The organism is Phytohabitans sp. LJ34 (assembly GCF_052068095.1).
Lineage (GTDB): Bacteria > Actinomycetota > Actinomycetes > Mycobacteriales > Micromonosporaceae > Phytohabitans.
Genome location: NZ_JBQHDG010000011.1, coordinates 82942 through 101761, shown reverse-complemented (window position 1 = coordinate 101761; position 18820 = coordinate 82942). Strand labels below are relative to the sequence as shown.

Annotated in this window: 18 protein-coding genes; 9 read left to right on the top strand and 9 right to left on the bottom strand. The window is 71.5% G+C overall.

Annotated elements, in window-relative coordinates:
* Positions 1-12 precede the first annotated feature (12 nt).
* Positions 13-297, top strand: a complete 285-nt coding sequence (locus tag ACTMTJ_RS20625) for a hypothetical protein (RefSeq protein ID WP_441218937.1) — start codon at positions 13-15, stop codon at positions 295-297.
* A gap of 58 nt (positions 298-355) precedes the next feature.
* Here the strand turns inward: ACTMTJ_RS20625 and ACTMTJ_RS20620 are convergent, their stop codons facing one another.
* The 4 genes from ACTMTJ_RS20620 to ACTMTJ_RS20605 all read right to left on the bottom strand — a co-directional run bounded on the left by ACTMTJ_RS20620 (position 356) and on the right by ACTMTJ_RS20605 (position 3065).
* Positions 356-691, bottom strand: a complete 336-nt coding sequence (locus tag ACTMTJ_RS20620) for a hypothetical protein (RefSeq protein WP_441218936.1) — start codon at positions 689-691, stop codon at positions 356-358.
* 16 nt (positions 692-707) lie between these two features.
* Positions 708-992, bottom strand: a complete 285-nt coding sequence (locus ACTMTJ_RS20615) for a hypothetical protein (protein ID WP_441218934.1) — start codon at positions 990-992, stop codon at positions 708-710.
* A gap of 45 nt (positions 993-1037) precedes the next feature.
* Positions 1038-1847: a hypothetical protein gene (locus ACTMTJ_RS20610; protein WP_441218932.1), complete on the bottom strand. Its 810-nt coding sequence runs from the start codon at positions 1845-1847 to the stop codon at positions 1038-1040.
* Between the two features lie 165 nt (positions 1848-2012).
* Entirely contained in the window at positions 2013-3065 is a 1053-nt protein-coding gene (locus tag ACTMTJ_RS20605) for a hypothetical protein (protein ID WP_441218930.1), read from the bottom strand.
* Between the two features lie 78 nt (positions 3066-3143).
* On the opposite strand from ACTMTJ_RS20605, the gene ACTMTJ_RS20600 reads away from it, so the two are divergent.
* Entirely contained in the window at positions 3144-3953 is an 810-nt protein-coding gene (locus ACTMTJ_RS20600; protein ID WP_441218928.1) for an SAM-dependent methyltransferase, read from the top strand.
* Between the two features lie 46 nt (positions 3954-3999).
* Here ACTMTJ_RS20600 and ACTMTJ_RS20595 read toward each other — a convergent pair whose 3' ends face one another.
* Positions 4000-5244 (bottom strand): MFS transporter, encoded by a 1245-nt coding sequence (locus tag ACTMTJ_RS20595; protein ID WP_441218926.1) that lies wholly within the window; start codon positions 5242-5244, stop codon positions 4000-4002.
* Positions 5241-6602, bottom strand: a complete 1362-nt coding sequence (locus ACTMTJ_RS20590) for an MBL fold metallo-hydrolase (RefSeq protein WP_441218924.1) — start codon at positions 6600-6602, stop codon at positions 5241-5243. Before ACTMTJ_RS20590 ends, ACTMTJ_RS20595 begins: the two co-directional genes overlap by 4 nt.
* Positions 6603-6639: 37 nt before the next feature.
* On the opposite strand from ACTMTJ_RS20590, the gene ACTMTJ_RS20585 reads away from it, so the two are divergent.
* The 3 genes from ACTMTJ_RS20585 to ACTMTJ_RS20575 are packed head-to-tail and all read left to right on the top strand — an operon-like array spanning position 6640 to position 8764.
* Positions 6640-7311 carry an ArsR/SmtB family transcription factor gene (locus ACTMTJ_RS20585; RefSeq protein WP_441218922.1) on the top strand — a complete coding sequence of 224 codons (672 nt, stop codon included), beginning with the start codon at positions 6640-6642 and terminating at the stop codon, positions 7309-7311.
* The gene (locus ACTMTJ_RS20580) at positions 7308-7952 is read left to right on the top strand and encodes a class I SAM-dependent methyltransferase (RefSeq protein ID WP_441218920.1); all 645 of its coding nucleotides are present in this window, start codon (positions 7308-7310) and stop codon (positions 7950-7952) included. The genes ACTMTJ_RS20585 and ACTMTJ_RS20580 overlap by 4 nt, the downstream gene beginning before the upstream one ends.
* 8 nt (positions 7953-7960) lie before the next feature.
* Complete coding sequence (locus ACTMTJ_RS20575) at positions 7961-8764, top strand: phosphotransferase family protein (RefSeq protein ID WP_441218918.1); 804 nt, start codon at positions 7961-7963, stop codon at positions 8762-8764.
* 186 nt (positions 8765-8950) lie between these two features.
* On the opposite strand, the gene ACTMTJ_RS20570 is transcribed toward ACTMTJ_RS20575, so the two are convergent.
* A complete protein-coding gene (locus ACTMTJ_RS20570) occupies positions 8951-11794 on the bottom strand; it encodes an AAA family ATPase (RefSeq protein WP_441218916.1) in 2844 nt (947 codons plus the stop codon).
* A 127-nt stretch (positions 11795-11921) separates the two neighbouring features.
* The gene (locus ACTMTJ_RS20565; protein WP_441218914.1) at positions 11922-12176 is read right to left on the bottom strand and encodes a hypothetical protein; all 255 of its coding nucleotides are present in this window, start codon (positions 12174-12176) and stop codon (positions 11922-11924) included.
* Between the two features lie 116 nt (positions 12177-12292).
* On the opposite strand from ACTMTJ_RS20565, the gene ACTMTJ_RS20560 reads away from it, so the two are divergent.
* Positions 12293-13549, top strand: a complete 1257-nt coding sequence (locus tag ACTMTJ_RS20560; RefSeq protein ID WP_441218912.1) for a hypothetical protein — start codon at positions 12293-12295, stop codon at positions 13547-13549.
* Positions 13550-13562: 13 nt separating this feature from the next.
* Here ACTMTJ_RS20560 and ACTMTJ_RS20555 read toward each other — a convergent pair whose 3' ends face one another.
* Positions 13563-14591, bottom strand: a complete 1029-nt coding sequence (locus ACTMTJ_RS20555; RefSeq protein ID WP_441218910.1) for an AI-2E family transporter — start codon at positions 14589-14591, stop codon at positions 13563-13565.
* Between the two features lie 174 nt (positions 14592-14765).
* On the opposite strand from ACTMTJ_RS20555, the gene qcrB reads away from it, so the two are divergent.
* The 3 genes from qcrB (at position 14766) to ACTMTJ_RS20540 (ending at position 18809) form a co-directional block, all read left to right on the top strand.
* The gene (gene qcrB / locus ACTMTJ_RS20550) at positions 14766-16328 is read left to right on the top strand and encodes a cytochrome bc1 complex cytochrome b subunit (protein WP_441218908.1); all 1563 of its coding nucleotides are present in this window, start codon (positions 14766-14768) and stop codon (positions 16326-16328) included.
* Positions 16329-16364: 36 nt separating this feature from the next.
* Positions 16365-17747: an MATE family efflux transporter gene (locus ACTMTJ_RS20545; protein ID WP_441218906.1), complete on the top strand. Its 1383-nt coding sequence runs from the start codon at positions 16365-16367 to the stop codon at positions 17745-17747.
* A gap of 66 nt (positions 17748-17813) precedes the next feature.
* Positions 17814-18809: a LacI family DNA-binding transcriptional regulator gene (locus tag ACTMTJ_RS20540; protein WP_441218904.1), complete on the top strand. Its 996-nt coding sequence runs from the start codon at positions 17814-17816 to the stop codon at positions 18807-18809.
* Positions 18810-18820: the final 11 nt, after the last annotated feature.

The following is an 18820-nucleotide window of genomic DNA, read 5'->3' as shown; positions in this document are numbered from 1 at the left end:
AAAGGAGCGATCATGCGTAGCCGCTTGGCTCGTCTTTTGGCCGCCACGCTTCTGGCGGTACCACTAATGGGGTTGGCTTCGCCGGGCACGGCCAGCGCCGGCGCACCCGGCGCCGCGGCGTCGAAGAGCGCCCTCGCCGAGGGTTGGATCTACTGGTCCTGGTATCCCGACGCCACAAGCTGCATCCTTACCGGCGCGACGTTGGCCTACCCCGGATCACCGATCTACGCCGCCTACTACTGCGAAGAGGACTACAACCCGCTCAGGTACGAACTGTTCCTCTACAAGAGGTTCTGAGCGTAGCGGGTCCAAAAGGCCTGGGTTCGATCTGAACCCAGGCCTTTCTGGCTGGCCCTCAGGCGATGGCCTCTCCGTGGTAGTCGGTCAGAAACCGTCCGGGCGTACACGAGGCCGACGAGACTCCAGGGATGGTGACCCACGGCCCGTACGTCGTGTAGTCCGCACCGGACAGCAGCTCATGGCACTGGATGACCACCCGCACCTTCCAGCTCCTGGAGATGGGGCACCGCAGCTCCGCGCCTTCGGTGAAGGGACCTGTCTGGATCCGGTGGATCGAGCAGCCCGGCAGAGTCGCGGCCGGAGCGGCCGGTCGAGCGGCGGCCGGAGCGGCGGCGGCCAGGATGGCGCCCGCGGCGAGCACGCCGGCGACCGCCAGTCGTGAAGCCTTCATCTCACGCGACCTTTCTTCAGACCAGGACCCACAGATCCACGGAGTCGAAGACGTCGTTGACCTGGCAGCTGGCCATGCTCCACAGTCCCAGCCGCAGGCCCTGGTCGCCGACGTCGACGCACTGGTCCATGTCGTAGTAACGGGCCCAGAAGATCCAGCTCTGCGCCGCCTCGGCGGTGGCCGCGGCCGGCGCGGCGGCGTCGGCCGCCGCACTGGCCGGGGTGGCGACCGCGACACCGGCCGCTGTGATCGCGGCGGCCGCGGTGGCGGCGAGCAGGACGCGGGATAGGCGAGTACGCATCAAGACTTCCTCTCGTTCGATTTCCGTCCGATGTGGATGGCTGTGCTAAGAAGCCGCTTCCTGGATGCAGAAGTCGAGGACGACGCCGAGGCTGCCGCCGAGGGCGGCGATGCAGGCCAGGCAAGCCGTGCCGATCGTTCCCACGCAGACAGCTGTGCAGAGGGCCGCAATGGCGGCGATGATGAAGTTCGGCACTCCCTGCCGCGCCAGGCAGTCGTTGAGCCGCTGGATGAAAGTGGACTGGAGCGTGTGGGCGTCGGTGGTGGTCGGGGCCTTGGCCGCGGCGGCGACCGCGCCTGAGGCGTCCACCAGGACGTTCCTCTTCAGCACACCGTTGACCCACATCGCTGCCGTGGCCGACTCCGCGCCAAGCGTCTGGTAGACCTGCTCGGAGACGGCCGTCCGGTTGCCCTTGGCGTCGTACACCACGGTCAGCCCGCTGGGCCGCACGGCGGTGCCGCTGTACGGCAGGTAGACGGCGCGTGCGCCGGCCGTGTCCCGCCACACGACCATGTCGCCGCCGGCGATGCCGGCACCGGACGGGAGATGCACGGATATGCGTCCGTCTATCACGTCCTGCTTGACCCGCGCGACGAGCCGCGAGGCCGTGGGCGAGGTGTCCCGCTCGATCCGCGACTCCAGGCTCTTGCGCTTCGCCACGAGCGTCGTTACGTCGGCGGCGACCTGATCCGCCGATACGGCAAGCCGCTCGGTGAACGCCACTGTGGACGGTGCCGCCGACGAGCCAACGGCGTTCGCCGGCGCCTGCGTCGCGGTGAGCGCGAGCGCGGTCGTCAGCGCCACCGGCAGGATGAACAGCCTTCTCCTGTTCACCATGTCATCAGTCCTCCCCATCGTGGGTTGATACGGTCGAACTGATGCTGCTCCATGGCATTCACAAGAGTTGCATCAGTTCGTTCACCAGCACCGCACCGCGTTTCCCAAACGATGGCGTGATGCCGGCAGACGGCATGGCGGACGCCGGCGATCAGCCGGCGTCCGCCAGTGTTGCCCAATTGCCTATGCGCAGATGACGGACGCGTCGAGTGCCCATTCGACGCCGTTGACGTTCTGCACGGCGGTAACGGTGGCGTCCCGGGGGGCTTGCATCGTGGTCTGGTAGATGAAGACGTAGTTCAGGTCTTCGTCCACCACGAACTCCATGCTGAACCCGGCCGCGTGCGGCAACGTGGTGCCTGGGCACGTGGCGGTTTTGGTAACGAATGACGGCTGCTCCTGGATGATCGACGGTCCCGTTTTGACGATCTGCCGGCCGGGCACCGATGTGACGCACACCGGTGTCGCGGTCAGCTGGTAGCTGCCGTTGAAACTGCCGACGGTTTCACTGTTGGCGATCACGAACCCCGGGTTGTCCGCGTCGGTGGCGGTTAGGAAGATCTCCGGGGCCAGGGAGGTCTGGAAGCCCGAGAGGTGGCCGCCCATGCCGATGACCTGCTTGCCGGCGCGGCAGCTCGCGGTCGCGATGCATTTGTCTGGCTCGCCCCTGACCGACTCGCATGTCGTCGGGTTGGGCCTGTACTCCAGGCCGGGCAGCGAGGAGGCCGGCGCGCAGGTCGCCCGCGCGGCGAAGGACCAGGCCTCGGCCGTCCCGCCGGGCACCTCGCTGGCGTAGAAGACGACGCCGTCCGACTGCGGCTCGATCCCTTGGAGCTTGGCCGGCTTGCTGTCCAGGATGGTCAGCGCTCCCCCCAGCCCGCGCGTATCGCCCGGACAGAGCACCTTCAGGCTTCGGTTGGTCTCCGAGTTGGCCTCGCTGATCACGTCGATGTACTGGAGGCCGGCCACGGCCATGGCCTTGGTAGCCGGCAGCACCAGCATGCCGGCGGCGGCGACTACCACGGTGAGGCCGAGGCTGATGGCCGTCCGGAGCCAGTTACGGCGCGGTCGCCTACGGAGCTTTCGGTCGTCTTCTGTTGCGGTGGTACCGGATGGCATGGCTGGTCCTTCGCAGTCCGAGGATATGGGGGCGATACTGTTCGTCACATCATCGGCGGCGGGCTTCACGAAAAACGCATGCTTCACCGATGCAGGTCTGGTGAACGCCCGGTACACGGACGCACGCAATCCTCGGGGCTAGACTGATGCCCCGGCACGTAGCGGCTCCCCAAAGGCATACTGGAAAGGCTGATGATGGCTGACGACTCCGCCGTCAACGAGAAGATCCGGCCCCACGTGCCGCACACGGCACGGATCTGGAATTACTGGCTCGGCGGTAAGGACAACTACGCGGCCGACCGGGAGGTCGGTGACCGGGTTCGGGAGATCTTTCCCGTGGTGATCGAGCTGGCGCGGGCCGACCGGCTTTTCCTGGGGCGGGCCGTTCGCTACCTGGCCGGCGAGATGGGGATCCACCAGTTTCTCGACATCGGCACCGGACTGCCCACACAGGACAATACCCACGAGGTCGCGCAGCGGATCGCCCCCGAAGCGCGGATCGTCTACGTCGACAACGATCCGCTGGTGCTGGTGCACGCGCGCGCCCTGCTGACCAGCTCGCCACAGGGCGCCACCGACTACATCGACGCCGACCTGCACGACCCGGACACCATCTTGCGCCGGGCGGCCGTCACGCTGGACTTCTCTCAGCCGGTAGCCATCATGTTACTGGGCGTCATGCACTTCATCAGCGACGACGACGAGTTGCAGCAGATCATCGACCGGTTGCTGGCCGCCGTGCCGTCCGGCAGCCACATAGCCGTGGCAAACACCACCACCGCCGTCAACGGCGACGCCACCGCCGAGGCCGTCCGGGTGTGGAACATCGACGCCCAGCCAAAGCTGAAGCTGCGAACGCCCGAACGCATCGCCGAGTTCTTCACTGGCTTGGAGCTCGTCGAGCCGGGCTGGGTCTCCTGCTCACGGTGGCGCCCCGAGCCGCGCGACGACGGCAGCCTGCCCCTCGAAGTCGACCAATGGTGCGGCATCGTCCGCAAGCCCTGAGTACCCGCTGGTGGTGGCGTGCCGGTCGCGGGCATCAACCAACCGGTCAGCGGTCTTGGTGTTCCGTGATCCAGCGGGCGGCGAGGAGTCCCGAGGCGGCGGTGACGGCGGCCGCCGCGACCACGGTGGCCTCCAGGCCGAAGGCGTCGGCCAGGATGCCGGCGACGAGGGCACCGGCGGCGTAGCCGACGTCGCGCCAGAAGCGGTAGGTGCCGAGGGCGTTGGCACGCCACGCGGGGTGGGCGTGGTCGGAGACGGCGGCGATGAGGGCGGGGTAGACCATGGCGGTGCCGAGGCCGAGCGCGGCGGCGGACAGGACGCCGGCCAGCAGTGGCCGGTCGAGCAGCGCGAGGGCCAGGGCGAAGCCGGCGGCCTGCACGAGCATGCCGGTGACGATGAGGGGTTTACGGCCGAGCCGGTCGGCGAGGTGGCCGGTGGGGATCTGGCCGATTCCCCAGAGGATGGGGTAGAGCCCTTTGACCAGGCCGACCGCGGCCAGCCCGAGGCCGTGGTCGGTGAACAGCAGCGGAAACACGCCCCAGGTGAGGCCGTCGTTGAGATTGTTGACGAGCCCGGCCTGGCTGGCGCCGCGCAGCGACCGGTCGTGCCAGGAGGTGCGGGCGAACGTCGCGGCCAGCCCGTCGCTCTGTCCACCGGCGGGGTGGTGTGCGAGTTCGAGGGCGACGTGTGCGGCGGTGTCCCGGACGACAAGGGACAGGGCCAGGCCGGCGGCGGCGAAGACGACGCCGATGAGCTCCGGCGCGGGACGCAGGCCGTAGGTGGCCGCGAGGTAGCCGGTCAGCAGGGCGGTGGCGCCGACGGCGGTGTATCCGGCGGCCTCGTTGAGGCCGGTGGCCAGGCCGCGGCGAGCGGGTCCGACGAGGTCGATTTTCATGTTGACGGTCATCGACCAGGTCAGGCCCTGGTTGAGTCCGAGTAGGACGTTCGCGGCGACGATCCATCCCCAGGACGGCGCCCAGGCCAGGGCGAACGGGACGGGGAGGCCGACGAGCCAGCCGGCGACGAGCAGGTGCTTGCGGCGGAAGCGTGCGGTGAGTGCGCCAGCGGCGAGGTTGGCGATCGCTTTGGTGAGGCCGAACGCGATGATGAACGAGAACACGGCCAGGTCGCTGGTCAGGCCGAAGACGTCGGTGCCGATGAGGGGGACGGTGGTGCGTTCCAGGCCGACCAGCGCGCCGACGCAGACGTTGACGATGACGAGCAGCGTGAACTGCGGCCAGTTCGCGCGCAGGCCGAGACGGACCGGCCGCCGGACGGCGGCGTTGTTCACGAGTCCGTGATGGATAGGTCGTGGACGGCGGCGTAGTCGGCGGGTCCGCCGGCCAGGACGGTGAGGTCGGTGCGCCCGGCCCGTTCGAGCAGGCTGGCGGCGGTCATGGCGCGCTCGCCGTGTCCACAAGCGACGATCGCACCGGCGGGGGCGTCGGCGGCACGCTCGGCCACGTCGCCGAGTTCGATGTGGACGGCTGACTGGACGTGGCCGGCCGTGTACTCGGTCTGCTGCCGCACGTCCAGGTACGGACCGTTTCCAGCCTTGTCGGCGGGGAGGAAGCGGGTGGTGCGCTGCGGGCCGCCGCCGGCGAGCCAGGCGGGCATGCCGCCGGCCAGGTGCCCGGCGAGGCGCTCGTAACCGATCTTGTACGCCTGCCAGACGACGTCGTCCAGGTCCTGGTCCGGGTGGGCGACGAAGGCGATCGGCGCGGTGTCGGGCAGCAGCCAGCCCAACCAGGTGGCGAACGTGTCGCGCAGGGGGATCGAGATCGCGTCGGGGATGTGCCCGCCGGCGAAGTGGGCGGCGGGACGGACGTCGACGACGTACCCACCCGCGCGCGGGAGCGCCCTGATGTCGGCGGGAGTGAGGGCGGGCAGCGGCGGCGTACCCGCGACCACCGCCGGGCCGCGGCGGTTGACCTCGGCGAGACGGTCGAAGTAGTCCGGATAGGAGCCGAGCCCGGCCAGCAGGTGTCGCACGAAGGCGTCTTCGTCCGGCGCGGCCAGCAGCGGATTGCTCCCCCGCTCGGCGCCGATGGTGCTCGTGCGGTCGGCCCCGCTCGGCGCGGAGCAGAACGAGCCGGCCCCGTGGGTCGGCCACACCGCCACCTCGTCGGGCAGGGTGGCCAGCCGTTTGAGCGAGTGGTACTGCGCGCGGGCGAGCTCGTCGGTGCGCTCCGGGCCGAGCAGGTCGGTGCGGGCCGCCGAGCCGACGATCAGCGACCCGCCGGTGAACACGCCCAGCACCCGGCCGCCATCCAGGAGCAGGAAGGACAGATGCTCGTCGGTGTGACCGGGGGTCAGAAGGGCGCGGAGCGTCAGCCCGCCCAGGTCGACCTCGTCGCCGTCCGCGAGGCCCGTGTGCGGGAACCCGCGCCGGCCGGAGGCGGACGCCAGCACGGTCGCGCCGGTGTCGTGCCCGAGCTGGACGGCGCCGGACAGGAAGTCGGCGTGCAGGTGGGTGTCGGCGGCGAACGCGACGCGCACGCCCCTGCGCCGGGCGGCGGCGTGCAGGGTGCGCAGGTCGCGGCTGGCGTCGATCGCCAAGGCGCGGTTGTCGCCGAGGTCAACGAGGTAGGCGCTGTTGCCCAGCCCTTCGTCGACGAGCGGTACCAGGTGGTCGTCAGCGAAGCCCATAAGCCACTACAATACTCCATGGATCTATGGAGGATTTGTGGCGGAGAGTTCGCGGAAGACCGCGCTGTACGAGGCGTTCGCCGCCAGCGGCAAGGCGCTGGCCAGCGGAAAGCGTCTTGAGCTGCTCGATCTGCTGGCCCAGGGCGAGCGTCCGGTCGAGGCGCTGGCGGCCGCGGCCGGCCTCAACCTCACGACCGCCTCGGCGCATCTGCAAGTGCTCAAACAGGCCGGGTTCGTCACCACCCGCCGAGACGGGGTGCGGATCTTCTACCGGCTGGCCGGTGACGACGTGGCGCGGCTGTTCGCCCTGCTGCGCAAGGTCGCCGAGACCCACCAGGCGGCCGTGCCCGCCGCCCGGGACGCCTACCTCGGCGGCCGCGACCAGGCCGAGGTCACCCGCGAGCAGCTGCGGGCCCGGATCGCCGCGGGAGACGTGGTGGTGCTCGACGTGCGGCCGGTGCCGGAGTTCCTGGCCGGCCACATTCCCGGAGCGATCTCGATCCCGGTCGGTGAGCTGGCCGAGCGGATCACCGAGCTGCCCGAGGACGCGCAGGTCGTGGTCTACTGCCGCGGCGAGTACTGCGTGCTCGCCCACGAGGCGGTGCGGCTGCTGACCGGCCGCGGTCACCGGGCCGTCCGGTTGCGCGACGGCATGCTCGAGTGGCGCCTCGCCGACCTGCCGGTCGAGGCGGGGCAACCCACCACATGACCCGGCTGGAGGACATCGTGACCACCGCGAACGAACAAACCGTCAAGGTCCTGCGCACGTGGGAGAAGAACGCGCCCAGCTACGACAGGCAGATCGCGTTCTTCGAGAGGGTGTGGTTCGGCGGCGGCCGGCAGTGGCTCGCCACCCGGGCGCAAGGCCGCGTCCTCGAGGTCGCGATCGGCACCGGGCTCAACCTGCCGCACTATCCACCGGACACGCCGCTGACCGGCATCGAGCTCAGCCCCGCGATGCTCGCCATCGCCCAGCGCCGCGCTGCCGACCTCGGCCGCGCCGCCGACCTGCGCACCGGCGACGCCGAGGCGCTGCCGTTCGCCGACGGCAGCTTCGACACGGTGGTCTGCGCCCTGTCGCTGTGCACCATCCCCCGCCCCGCCGCGGCGATCGCCGAGATGAGGCGGGTACTGGTGCCCGGCGGACGGCTGCTGCTGCTCGACCACGTCGGCAGCAGCTGGCCGCCGATCCGGGCCGCCCAATGGCTGCTGGAAAGGATCACCATCCGCGCCGCGGGCGAACACTTCACCCGCCGCCAACTGCCGCTGGTGACGGCCGCCGGCTTCGAGATCGTCGAGACCGAGCGGCTCAAGGCCGGCACCGTCGAACGCGTCCACGCCCGCAAGTGAGGTGTCCCGTGCTCGGAAGCAGACTGGGCGAGGGTCGCGAAGCCGAGGTGTACGCGCACGGCAACGACGCGGTCGTCAAGCTCTACCGCCCCGGATACCACGGCCACCGGGCGGAGGCGTCGGCACTGTCGCGTTTGGACGGTCACGGCCTCGCCCCCGCGCTGATGGACGTCGTGGACCACGACGGCCGTACCGGCCTGGTGCTGGAACGCGTCCCGGGGCCGGACATGCTGACCCTGCTGCGACGGCAGCCGTGGCGCGTCGCACGGCTGGCCCGGGCGCTGGCCACGGCACACCTGGCCATCCACGGCCGCCCGGCGCCGACGGACCTGCCTGACCTGCGCCAGACGCTCGCCGCCCGGATCGACGACGCGCCCATGCCCGCCGACCTGCGCGGCTTCGCGCGGCGGGTCCTCGATGGACTGCCGGCCGGCGAGCGGCTCTGCCACGGCGACTTCCACCCCGGCAACGTACTCGTCGCCGCCGAACGGGTCGCGGTCATCGACTGGCCGAACGCGACCCGCGGCGCACCCGCCGCCGACCACGCCCGCACCCTCCTGCTGCTGCGGCGGGCCAACCCGCTGCCCGGCACACCACTGGCCTCGCGCGCGCTCATCGCGGCCGGACGCGCGATCTGCGCACGGGCGTACCGCCGCGCCTACGACGCCTGCGCTCCGACCCCACCCCAGCACGTCGACTCGTGGCTGACCGTGCACGCGGCGGCGCGACTCGGCGAGGGCATCGACGCCGAGACCGCCACGCTGATCCGGATCCTCGAACGCGGCCGACGCCGCTCATCTCGCCACTCATAGGCACACAGCGTGTTCGACTCGTCGACAACCCACAACGCTTCGGCATCCCGCGGCGGCGAGCCTGGACACGGCACCGGAACTCCGGCCACCTGCGATGACGGCGGTTTCGAGGATCGGTACGGCATCGCGAGCATCCTCGCAGCGGCCTACGCGCTGCGGCGACCCCAGTCCCCGTTCGGAAGGACGCTAGGTCTCTCGGCGGGACATGCTGATCGCCAACTCCACGCGCGAGCTGAGGTTGAGTTTGGCGAGGATGCTCGACACGTGCGTCTGCACGGTCCGGCGGGACAGAAACATCTGGGCCGCGATGTCCGGGTTGGACCGACCCTCCGCCACCATGAGGGCGACCCTGTTTTCGGTGTCGGTCAACGCCTCCCAGCCGTGCTTCGGGCGCTTGCGCGGGCCGTACCGTCCGCGCCGGATGCCGGCGCGGCGCAGGCGGGCCTCGGCGCGGGCGGTATCCCAGCTCGCTTCGAGCGCGGCGTAGAGCTCTACGGCCTTTCCGAGCGCCTCCCTCGCCTCGGTTTCCCGGCCGTCGCGGGCGAGGGCGGCGGCGGCGTTCTCGTACCCCTGCCCCTCGTAGAGCGGCCACCGAGCCTCGTGGAAGGTTTCGGCGGCGCGCAACAACCCGTCGGCGTCCTCGTCGGCCAGCGCACGGCACAGCAGCGCGGTGGCGTCGAGGCTGCGCGTCGGTTGCTTGGCCGCGAGCGCCTCACATGTGTCGGCGACGTCCCTGGCACGCTTGCGGTCGCCGGCGGCCGCGGCGAGCCGGGCCAGGTCGGGGCAGAGGCGGTAGACGATCCGCCGCTGGTCCAGCCCCCACGCCCGCTCCCAGACCGGATAGAGCAGCTCCAGCGCCCGGTTGCGCTGGCCCCGGGACTCTGCGAAAAGCGCCTGCGCCCAGCGGGTGAGGTAGCCGTACTTGCGCCCACCCACGCCCGCTTCCGGCTCGGGAAGCGCGTGCGGCGCGTGGTCGTACGCGCCGCGCCGGATGGCGATGAGTGCGGCCAGCGCGCGCAGCCCCCGGGCCTGGTCGAGCGGGTCGGGGACGTCCAGGCCCGCCTCGATCTCGGCAAGCGCGTCGTCCCAGCGGCCGTCCAGGAAACGCAGCCGGGCCCGCGAGGCGTAGGCGAGCGTCAGGTACACGCCGCCGGTCGCCTGGTTGTGGCGCACGGCGGTGGCCAGCGCCTCGTCCGCCTCGGCGAAGCGATCCAGCTCCAGTAGGCACAGGCCGCGCATCGCGTACGGGTCGGCCTGGAGGTCAGGTTGGATCCCGCTGCCGAGCGCCGCCAAGGCCTGCTCGCTCCGCGCGAGAGCGCCCTCCATGTCGCCTTCGCCGAACCGCAGCGCGGCCAGCCCCAGGTGACCGAGGCAGGTCGCTTGCGCGTCGCGGTCGGCCGCGCCCTCCTCCACCGCTAGCCGGGCGGGCAGCTCGGCGGCGTCGAACCGCTCCAGATAGAACAGGCAGAACGCCGCGATGCCGTGGAAGCGCCCCGCCTGTCCGGGCGAGAGCTCCGGCAGCCGCAGCGCCTCCTCGGCCACCACGACCGCCTCGTCCAGCCGTCCCTGCCGATAGCATGCTTGCAGCAGCAGCCAGCACAGTGCCGGGTCGCTGTCGGTGAGCATGGCGGCCCGCGCCGCCCTCTCCGCCTCCTCCGGCGCACCGTCCCACAGCAGGGCGCGAACCAGATGCAGGCGTAGCGCACCCGCCGCCGGTGCGTCACTGTCCACAGTGGCGAGAGCCTTTTCGAGCAGGGGCACGGCGAGCCGTGGCGCCCGTACGATCAACGCGTCCGCCTGACTGACCAGCCACTCAACGGTGACCGGAGCGAGCGCCGCCCCGGCGAGCAGGTGTTCGGCGACGCGTTCTACCGGGGCGCCAGACGCGGCCAACACCTGCCCGGCCCGCAGCCGGAGCGCGATGCGCACGGCCGCCGGCAGGTGCTCGGCCAGGGCTTCGCGGATCAGGTCGTGCCGGAACACGAACTGCCGGCCGTTGTCGACCAGCAGGCCGGCCTCCATGGCCTGGACCAGCGCCTCGGACACGGTCACCAGTGGGCCGTCCAGCACCGCGGCCAGCTCGGCGACGTCGATCGTCGGGCCCAGCACGGCGGCCATCTCCAGGGTGTCCCGGGCGGTGCGGGGCAGGAAGTCCAGCCGCCGTAGGACGCTCTCCACCAGCGTGGCGGGCAGCGCGGCACGCTCCTGGTCCGGCACGTCGGCCACGCCACGGTCGACCGTGATCGCGGCGGCGCGGTCCAGGGCGTCGACCAGCTCCGTGACGTACATCGGGTTGCCGCCCGCGCGGGCCACCAGCGTGGTCAGGGCGGGGCCGAGCTGGATGGCTCGCTCCGGCCCCGATCCGGGCCCAGGGCCGGCCGGCACCGCCAAGATCTGGCGGACCAGCGTGGCGACGGCGGCCTCGGGGAGCCGGTCGAGCCGGAGCACGTCGGCGCCCCGCGACTGTAGGCCGCGGACGAGCCCGGCGACCGGATCGGGGCGCGGCGCCGACCTCAACGCGACGATCATGAGTAGGGCCTGCTGGCCGATGCCCTGGCCCAGGCGGTGCAGCACCATGACGCTCGACGGGTCGGCCCAGTGTGCGTCGTCGACGATCAGCGCGACCGGTCCGGCGGCGCACCAGTAGTCGATCAGCTCCAGGATCGCCTCGGTGGCCGCGAACTCGTGGTTGGCCGCCGCCACGCTCTGCCCGAGGGCGTCCTCGCCACGCAGCAGCCCGGCGACACGGACGGCGATCTTGTCCCGTCCGTCCGGTTTGGCGCCGGTGCGCAGACCAAGGCAGGTGCCGATGGCGGCGAACGGGAGTCGCTGCTCCAGGTCTTCGGCGGCGCCGCGCAGCAGCCGCATCCCGAGGCGGGCGCACTCGGCACCGATGGCGTCGAGCAGCGTGGACTTGCCGATCCCGGGCTCGCCCTCGATCAGCACCGCCCGGCCCTGGCCCGCAGCGGCCCGCCGGGCCAGGGTGGACACCTGCTCGATCTCGCCTTGCCTGCCCACGAAGGGCGACATGGAGTGAGCGTATCGCCGCGTTGTCTCGTTTCGGCGCCCAAATTGGGCGCGGCGGGATGGCCCCGGACGGTGGTGGGAAGTGTGAGGTCCACCGTCCGGGGCCGCGCCGGTTGGGGGGAACCGGCGGCTATCTCGCGGTGAGAGGCGTGTTCACGATCGCGAGCACGTTGTCGATGGTGGTGTTGGCTCGCGTGGCGACCTGCTCGATCGGGACTCCGCCCGCAAGGGCCTGCCTGATCGCCGAGCGCCAGGTGACGTCGGCGCGGGCCAGCACCTCTGCGGCCTGGTCCAGCACGTAGAGTGCCCGCTCGGATGTTCCGTACATGGCCCAAGCCTCGTCCCGCAAGGCGGCGGGAACATCCGCCAGCATGCGGACGTCCACCGCAACCACACAGATCGATGTGATTCGCCACTTACTCATGCGCCGCGGCGGGCACGCCCCTACGCTGTTTCGCGGGTTCGGGAGAAATCCGCGCGGGTTTTTGGGGAGGAACTGCGATGAGGGTGACCCGACTGAAGACGGCCGCGTGCGCCGCGCTGGTGGCGGTGACCGGCGTGCTTGTCCTGCCGGCGGAGCCGGCGGCGGCCGCGTGTACCACTGGCACCGCACCGCTCACGGTGGAAGAACAGCGCTTGGAGAGTCAGCCCGTGCCTGGGCAGATCCTGGCCAGCAGCGGCTTCGACGCGCGGGTGACCGCGTTCGCGGCCGCGCTGTGCGCGACGACCGGCTACACGCAGGCCACGCAGGTCGTCACCACGCACGCCGGGCAGTTGTGGGAGGCGGCCGTCGACCGGGCCCAGGCCGGCTCCCCCGGCGGCCAGCTCGCCGCGGACGACGACCGGCCCCTGTACTGGGCCAGGCTGGGCATGACCCGCGCCCTGCGCCGGTGGGTGCCCACGTACTCGCTGTCGGCCGCCCGGCGCGCGGCGCTGGAACGGACACTGGAGCGTGCGTCGCGGGGCATCACCAGCAGCACGTTCGACGGCAGCGCCGGACGCCGGCTGCTCGTCACCGGCTTCGACCCGTTCCTGCTGGACGACGAGATCCGCCGGGGCAACCCGTCCGGGGCCGCCGCGCTGACCCTCGACGGCCAGGTGCTCACCGTGAACGGCGTGCGGATCCAGGTGCAGACGGTCGTGTTCCCGGTCCGCTACGCCGACTTCGACCGCGGCATCGTCGAGGAGGCCATCCGGCCGCACGTCGCCGCGGGTGGGCAACGGGCCGACGCGATCACCACCGTCAGCCAGGGGCGTGGCCAGTTCGACCTCGAGGTGTTCAACGGGCGCCGCCGTTCGGTCGACAGCATCGGCGACAACAACAACGTGCAGGGCGGTGGCTCGTTCAACGCACCGGTGGTCTTCCCCGGGGTCGGCTCCGGACCGGAGTTCCTGCGCACGTCGCTGCCGCTGGCCGCGATGCAGTCGGTCGGCGCGAACCCGTTCCCGATCAACATCAACCCGTCGGTGTGGGAGATCCCGGCCGGCGGCACCGGTCCGGAGTTCCGGCCGGACGGGCCGACCCCCGGTTCGATCGCGGTGGAGGGCAGCGGCGGCGGCTACCTGTCGAACGAGGTGGCGTACCGCAACACGCTGCTGCTGGCCGGCACCACGGGCGCGCCGGTCGGCGGGCACGTCCACACGCCGACACTCGGCTCGCCGGCCGACCCCGCCGCCATCACGGATCCCGCGTTCGAGCAGCAGCGGTCGGCGATCGTGGGTCAGGTCCGGGCCATCGTGGCCAGAGCCGTCATGTAGCGAGCCGGCGAGGCTACGGGGTGCTCCGGCGCAACGAGCGCCACACCTGGTACGCGACGGCGGTGATCGGCACCGCCACGAACGCGCCCGCGACACCGCCGGTCAACCCGCCGGCGGTGACCGCGACGAGCACCACGGCCGGGTGCAGCCGCAGCGTGCGCCCCATGATCAGCGGCTGGAGCACGTTGCCCTCGATCTGCTGGACCGCGATCACGACGGCGAGCAGGATCAGCGCGTCGACCGGGCCGTTCGCCGCGAGCGCGACGAGCACGGCTACCGCGCCGGCCACCGTGGCACCGATGACCGGCAGGAACGCGGCGACGAACGTGAGCACCACCAGCGGCAGGGCCAGCGGTACCCCGAGGATCAGCAGTCCGATCCCGATACCCACCGCGTCGATGGCGGCGACCACGACCGTGCCCCGCGCGTAGCCGGCCAGCGCGCCCCAACCTTCGCGGGCGGCGCCGGCCGCCCGGTCACGGTCGCGTTCGGGCAGCCGCGCCAGCGCCCAGTCGGCCATCCGCCCGCCGTCCTTGAGCAGGAAGAAGACGAGGACGAGGGCGAGCAGCGCGGCCCCCAGCGCCTCCACGACCCCGATGGCCGCGGAGGCCGCGCTGCTACCGGCGGCGCGAGCCCGCTCCTGGATCTGTTCGGTGAGGCCGCGCAGCTGCTCCTCGCTCAGGCCCGCACCGACGATCCACTCCCGCGTGCGGTCCCAGCCGGCCCCCATCTGTTGAGGCAGATCGGCCGCCTGCTCCGCGGTCGTCGGCCAGAGCAGCACCGCCGGGACCACCAGCACGGCGAACAGCACCAGGATCGCCGCGAGCGCGGCGACCGTGTCCGGGGCGCGCAGGCGGCGGCGGGCCAGGCCGGCCACCGGCTGGAGCAGCGCGGTCAACAGCAACGCCACGAAGATCGCCAGGGTCAGCGGCGCGACCAGCACCGCGAGGCGGATCAGCAGGTAGAGCGCCGCGGCGATGAGCAGCAGGCAGCCGCAGGCCACCGCACCGTACCGCAGCGACCAGGAAAGCGACTCCCACACGCCGCGCCTGGGGGCGGGAGCAGGAGCCGGGGCCCTCTCGGCAGCGACGTCCGTCGACACGCCCGCGATGTACCCAGCGGCGCCGCCCCGTACACGCCCACGGTCACCACCGTCATGGTGAGCGTCACAGTCACATTCCCGGTCCGCACTTCGTCTTGTGTTCGACGGGAGGGGATGGATGTGTCCAGGCTTACCACTCGGCGCCGGGCCCGTAGCGCGTCGGACACCCGGCTCGTGGCCGCCACACCGTTGCGCGGTCTTCTCAACAAGGTCTTTCCCGACCACTGGTCCTTCCTGCTGGGCGAGATCGCGCTGTACTCGTTCCTCGTGCTGCTGGTCACCGGTGCGTTTCTCGCGGTCTTCTTCGAAGCGTCGATGGACGACACCGTGTACGACGGGTCGTACACGCCGCTTCGGGGCACGCACATGTCGGCGGCCTACGCCTCGACGTTGGACATCTCGTTCGAGGTGCGTGGTGGTCTTCTCGTGCGCCAGATACACCACTGGGCGGCGATGCTGTTCATGGCGTCGATCGTCCTGCACCTGCTGCGGGTCTTCTTCACCGGCGCGTTCCGCAGGCCGAGGCGGTTGAAGTGGATCATCGCCCTGTCGGTGTTCTGGGTCGGCCTTGCCACCAGCTACACGGGATACATGGTCCTGGACGACGGCCTGTCCGGCACCGGCTTGCGGGTCCTGTCCGGCATCACCCTGTCGATACCCGTCGTCGGCACCTGGCTGACATCGTCGATCTTCGGCGGCGAGTTTCCGGGCGACGTGATCATTGGCCGCCTCTACTTCCTCCACGCGCTGGTGCTGCCCGCGCTGCTCGTCGCGCTGCTCTCCGCCCAAGTGGCGCTGCGGTTGCGCCTGAAGCCGAGCCAGTGGCCCGGTCCGCGCCGCACCAACGCGAACGTCGTGGGTGAGCGCCTGGCCCCGCGATACGCGATCAAGCAGGCCGGACTGTTCATGCTCGTCTGCGCGGTGACCGCGTTGCTCGGCGGCCTGTTCCAGATCAACCCCATTTGGCTCTTCGGGCCGTCGCAAGCCGCGGCCGTGTCGGCGGCGTCGCAGCCGGCCTGGTACGTCATGTTTCTCGACGGCGCGGTCCGGCTGATGCCGCCCTGGGAGGTCACGCTCCCCTTCGGCGACGGGTACGCCATCGCGCCGATCTTCTGGGCGGCGGTGGTGCTGCCCGGCCTCCTCGTCATACTGCCCGCGGTCTACCCGTTCATCGAGGCACGCGTGCGTCGGGACCACCGGGAGCACCACCTGCTCGATCGTCCGCGGGACGCGCCGACCCGCACCGCGCTGGGTGCCATGGCCGTCGCCTTCTATCTCGTGTTGACGTCGGCCGGCGCCGCCGACGTCATCGCCCTCGAACTCCATGTCAGCACCAACGTGATGACCTGGGCCGGCCGGATCGGGTTGCTGCTCCTGCCGCCCGCGGCGTACTGGATCACCCGCCGCGTCTGCCTGGGCCTCCAGCAGCACGACCGGCAGGTGCTGGCGCACGGCGTGGAAACCGGCATCATCCGGCGCGGTCCGGACGGCGGGTTCACGGAAGTCCACCAGCCGCTCGCGGCTCCCGGCACCGAGCTGCCGTACGCCGGCTGGGCCGTGCCGAAGAAGATGAACCGCCTCGGTGCGCTCACGCCCTCGGCCACCGGCTTCTTCACGCCGATCGAACAGCCGGCGCAGGCCCCCGCGACGCGAGACCGGCATCCGACCGTAGGTTGATACGTTCGTGCGTGGTTCGACAGGCGTGGAGGTGTGGTGGAGAGCAGCCGCGGCGGCGGCTCTACGACCTCGGACACCGACCCTGCCGGCCCGGCCGCGCGCGGCGATCACGCGGCGGCGTTGGGTACCGAGCCGGTCGGCCGGCTGCTCTGGCAGGCCTGCACCCAGACGACCATGGCGGTCGGCGTATATGGGATCTACGCGCTGACCAACGCCTGGTTCGTCGCGCGTGGCGTCGGCGCGGTCGCGTTCGCGGCGGTCAACCTCGTCGCCCCCGTGCTGCTGATCCTCGGCGCGGTCGCCACCACGGTCGGGGCCGGCGGCGCCTCGCTGGTCTCGCGCAGCCTCGGCCGCGGCGATCCGCGGACGGCGGCGCGGGCGGCCGGAAACGCGTTCGTCGTCTTCTGGGCCACCGCGCTCACGGTCAGCGTCGCCGGTGTCCTGCTGCTCGATCCGCTGCTGGACCTGCTGGGCGCCACCGGCCAGACCCACGCCTACGCGCGCGAGTACGGGCTGATCATCCTGGCCGGCGCGATCACCGCGACCGGGTTCTCCAGCCTCGTACGGGCCGAAGGGCGGATGCGGTTCTCCACCCTGCTGTGGGTGGTGGCGGTGCTCACTCAGATCATCCTCGACCCGATCCTGATCTTCGGCTTCGACCTGGGCGTACGCGGGGCGGCGCTGGGTACCGTCGGCGGTCAGGCGGTGGGGCTGGTGCTGAGCCTGTGGTTCTTCTTCGCCCTACCGGGACGCCCTTACCGCATCCGGCTGGCCGACCTGCGCCCGCACGGACCGACCATGCGGCAGGTGGTCACGCTCGGCGCGCCGTCGTTCCTGGCCGGCTTCGGCGCCACCGTGCTTGTCGCGGTGGCCAACAACCTGCTGGCCGGCTCCGGTGGGGCGGTGGCCCTGGCGGCGTTCGCGTTGTGCGCCCGGGTCGGCACCTTCGTCGCCATGCCGCAGCTGGGCATCGCGCAGGGGTTGCAGCCGGTGGTCGGGTACAACGCGGGCCTCGGCGCGACCGGACGCGTCGCGCGCGCCACCACCCTCACGCTGCGCGCCACCGTCGGGTACGGCACCGTGGTCTGCGGGCTTGTCGTCGTCCTGGCGGGACCGTTGACCGCGCTGTTCACCAACGACGCGGCAGTGCACGAGCAGGCCGTCACCGCGCTGCGCGTCCTGGCCCTGGCCTATCCCCTGGCCGGCGTCGCGCCGTTGATCTCGGCCCGCTTCCAGGCACTGGGCCAGCCCAGGGCGTCCTACCTGATCTCCGTCGGCACCCTGATCGCGATCAAGATCCCGTTCCTCGTCGCCTTCAGCCGGTACGGCCAGAGCGCGCTGTGGTGGAGCTTTCCGGCCGCCGAGCTCGCGGTCGCCGCCGTCGCGCTGCTGATCCTGCGCCGGCGACCCTTCTCATGAGAGCGCTCCCACGCCTATCCTGCGGGGTGCCGCTGTTGGACCGGCGGTGGAGGAAGCGTGGTTGGCATGGACGGCTCGAGACCGACGATCGAGGACGTGGCCCGGGTCGCGGGCGTGTCCCGCGCGACCGCCTCGCGGGTGATCAACGATGCGCCGGGAGCGTCCGACCTGCTCCGGCAACGCGTCCGCCAAGCCGTCGTCGACCTGGGCTACCGCCCCAACGAGACCGCGCGGGCGCTGGCTTCGGGCCGGCAGCGCAACGTCGACCTCGTCGCGGTCATCGACAACCCGGGCCTCGCCCTCGGCGCGCACCCCTACTTCGGCCGGGTCCTGGCCGGGGTCATGGCCGCCCTGGAGACCGTGCACGTCCAGCTGCGCATCCAGGTCGTCGCCGAGGCCGACGCGGTCAGCAGGATCGATACGATCGCGGCGGATCTCACCGCCGGCGCGATCCTGGCCAATGCCACCCCGGACCTCGCCGTCCGGCTCCACCGCCGCAGCCACAAGGTGGTCTCGCTCGTACCCACCGCGCCCTGGGTGCCGGCGGTCGAGGCCGACAACGTAGGCGGCGCCGACGCCGCCGTGCGACACCTGCACGCCCTCGGCCGGCGGCGAATCGCCGCGATCCACGGCCCGGAGTTCAACACCTGCGCCATCAACCGGCGCGCCGGATACCAGCGGGCCGTCCACACCTTCGGGCTCCCCGACGTCTGCGCCACGGGCGACTTCACCCGCAAAGGCGGGCACGCCGCGACGCTGCGGCTGCTCGACGAACATCCCGACGTCGACGCCATGTTCGTCGCCTGCGACCTGATGGCCGCCGGCGCGATCCAGGCGATCACCGCCACCGGCCGGCGGGTGCCGGACGACGTCTCCGTCATCGGGTTCGACGACAGTGTCGTCGCGATCTGCACCAACCCGCCGCTGACCACGATGCGGCTACCCGCCGAACAGATGGCCACCGCCGCCACGCGGATGCTGCTCACCGGCGACCTCTCGCCCGGACAGCGGGAGCGGTTTGCGGTCGAGCTCGTCGAGCGCGAGAGCACCAGCCCGATCTGACAGGTGGTGCC

What these genes read in the sequence shown, in the direction of transcription:
- ACTMTJ_RS20625 (WP_441218937.1), top strand. Translation starts at nt 13, where the DNA reads ATGCGTAGCCGCTTGGCTCGTCTTTTGGCCGCCACGCTTCTGGCGGTA.
- ACTMTJ_RS20570 (WP_441218916.1), bottom strand. Translation starts at nt 11,794, where the DNA reads ATGTCGCCCTTCGTGGGCAGGCAAGGCGAGATCGAGCAGGTGTCCACC.
- ACTMTJ_RS20580 (WP_441218920.1), top strand. Translation starts at nt 7,308, where the DNA reads ATGACCCGGCTGGAGGACATCGTGACCACCGCGAACGAACAAACCGTC.
- ACTMTJ_RS20560 (WP_441218912.1), top strand. Translation starts at nt 12,293, where the DNA reads ATGAGGGTGACCCGACTGAAGACGGCCGCGTGCGCCGCGCTGGTGGCG.
- ACTMTJ_RS20615 (WP_441218934.1), bottom strand. Translation starts at nt 992, where the DNA reads ATGCGTACTCGCCTATCCCGCGTCCTGCTCGCCGCCACCGCGGCCGCC.
- ACTMTJ_RS20610 (WP_441218932.1), bottom strand. Translation starts at nt 1,847, where the DNA reads ATGGGGAGGACTGATGACATGGTGAACAGGAGAAGGCTGTTCATCCTG.
- ACTMTJ_RS20620 (WP_441218936.1), bottom strand. Translation starts at nt 691, where the DNA reads ATGAAGGCTTCACGACTGGCGGTCGCCGGCGTGCTCGCCGCGGGCGCC.
- ACTMTJ_RS20540 (WP_441218904.1), top strand. Translation starts at nt 17,814, where the DNA reads ATGGACGGCTCGAGACCGACGATCGAGGACGTGGCCCGGGTCGCGGGC.
- ACTMTJ_RS20590 (WP_441218924.1), bottom strand. Translation starts at nt 6,602, where the DNA reads ATGGGCTTCGCTGACGACCACCTGGTACCGCTCGTCGACGAAGGGCTG.
- qcrB (WP_441218908.1), top strand. Translation starts at nt 14,766, where the DNA reads ATGGATGTGTCCAGGCTTACCACTCGGCGCCGGGCCCGTAGCGCGTCG.
- ACTMTJ_RS20600 (WP_441218928.1), top strand. Translation starts at nt 3,144, where the DNA reads ATGGCTGACGACTCCGCCGTCAACGAGAAGATCCGGCCCCACGTGCCG.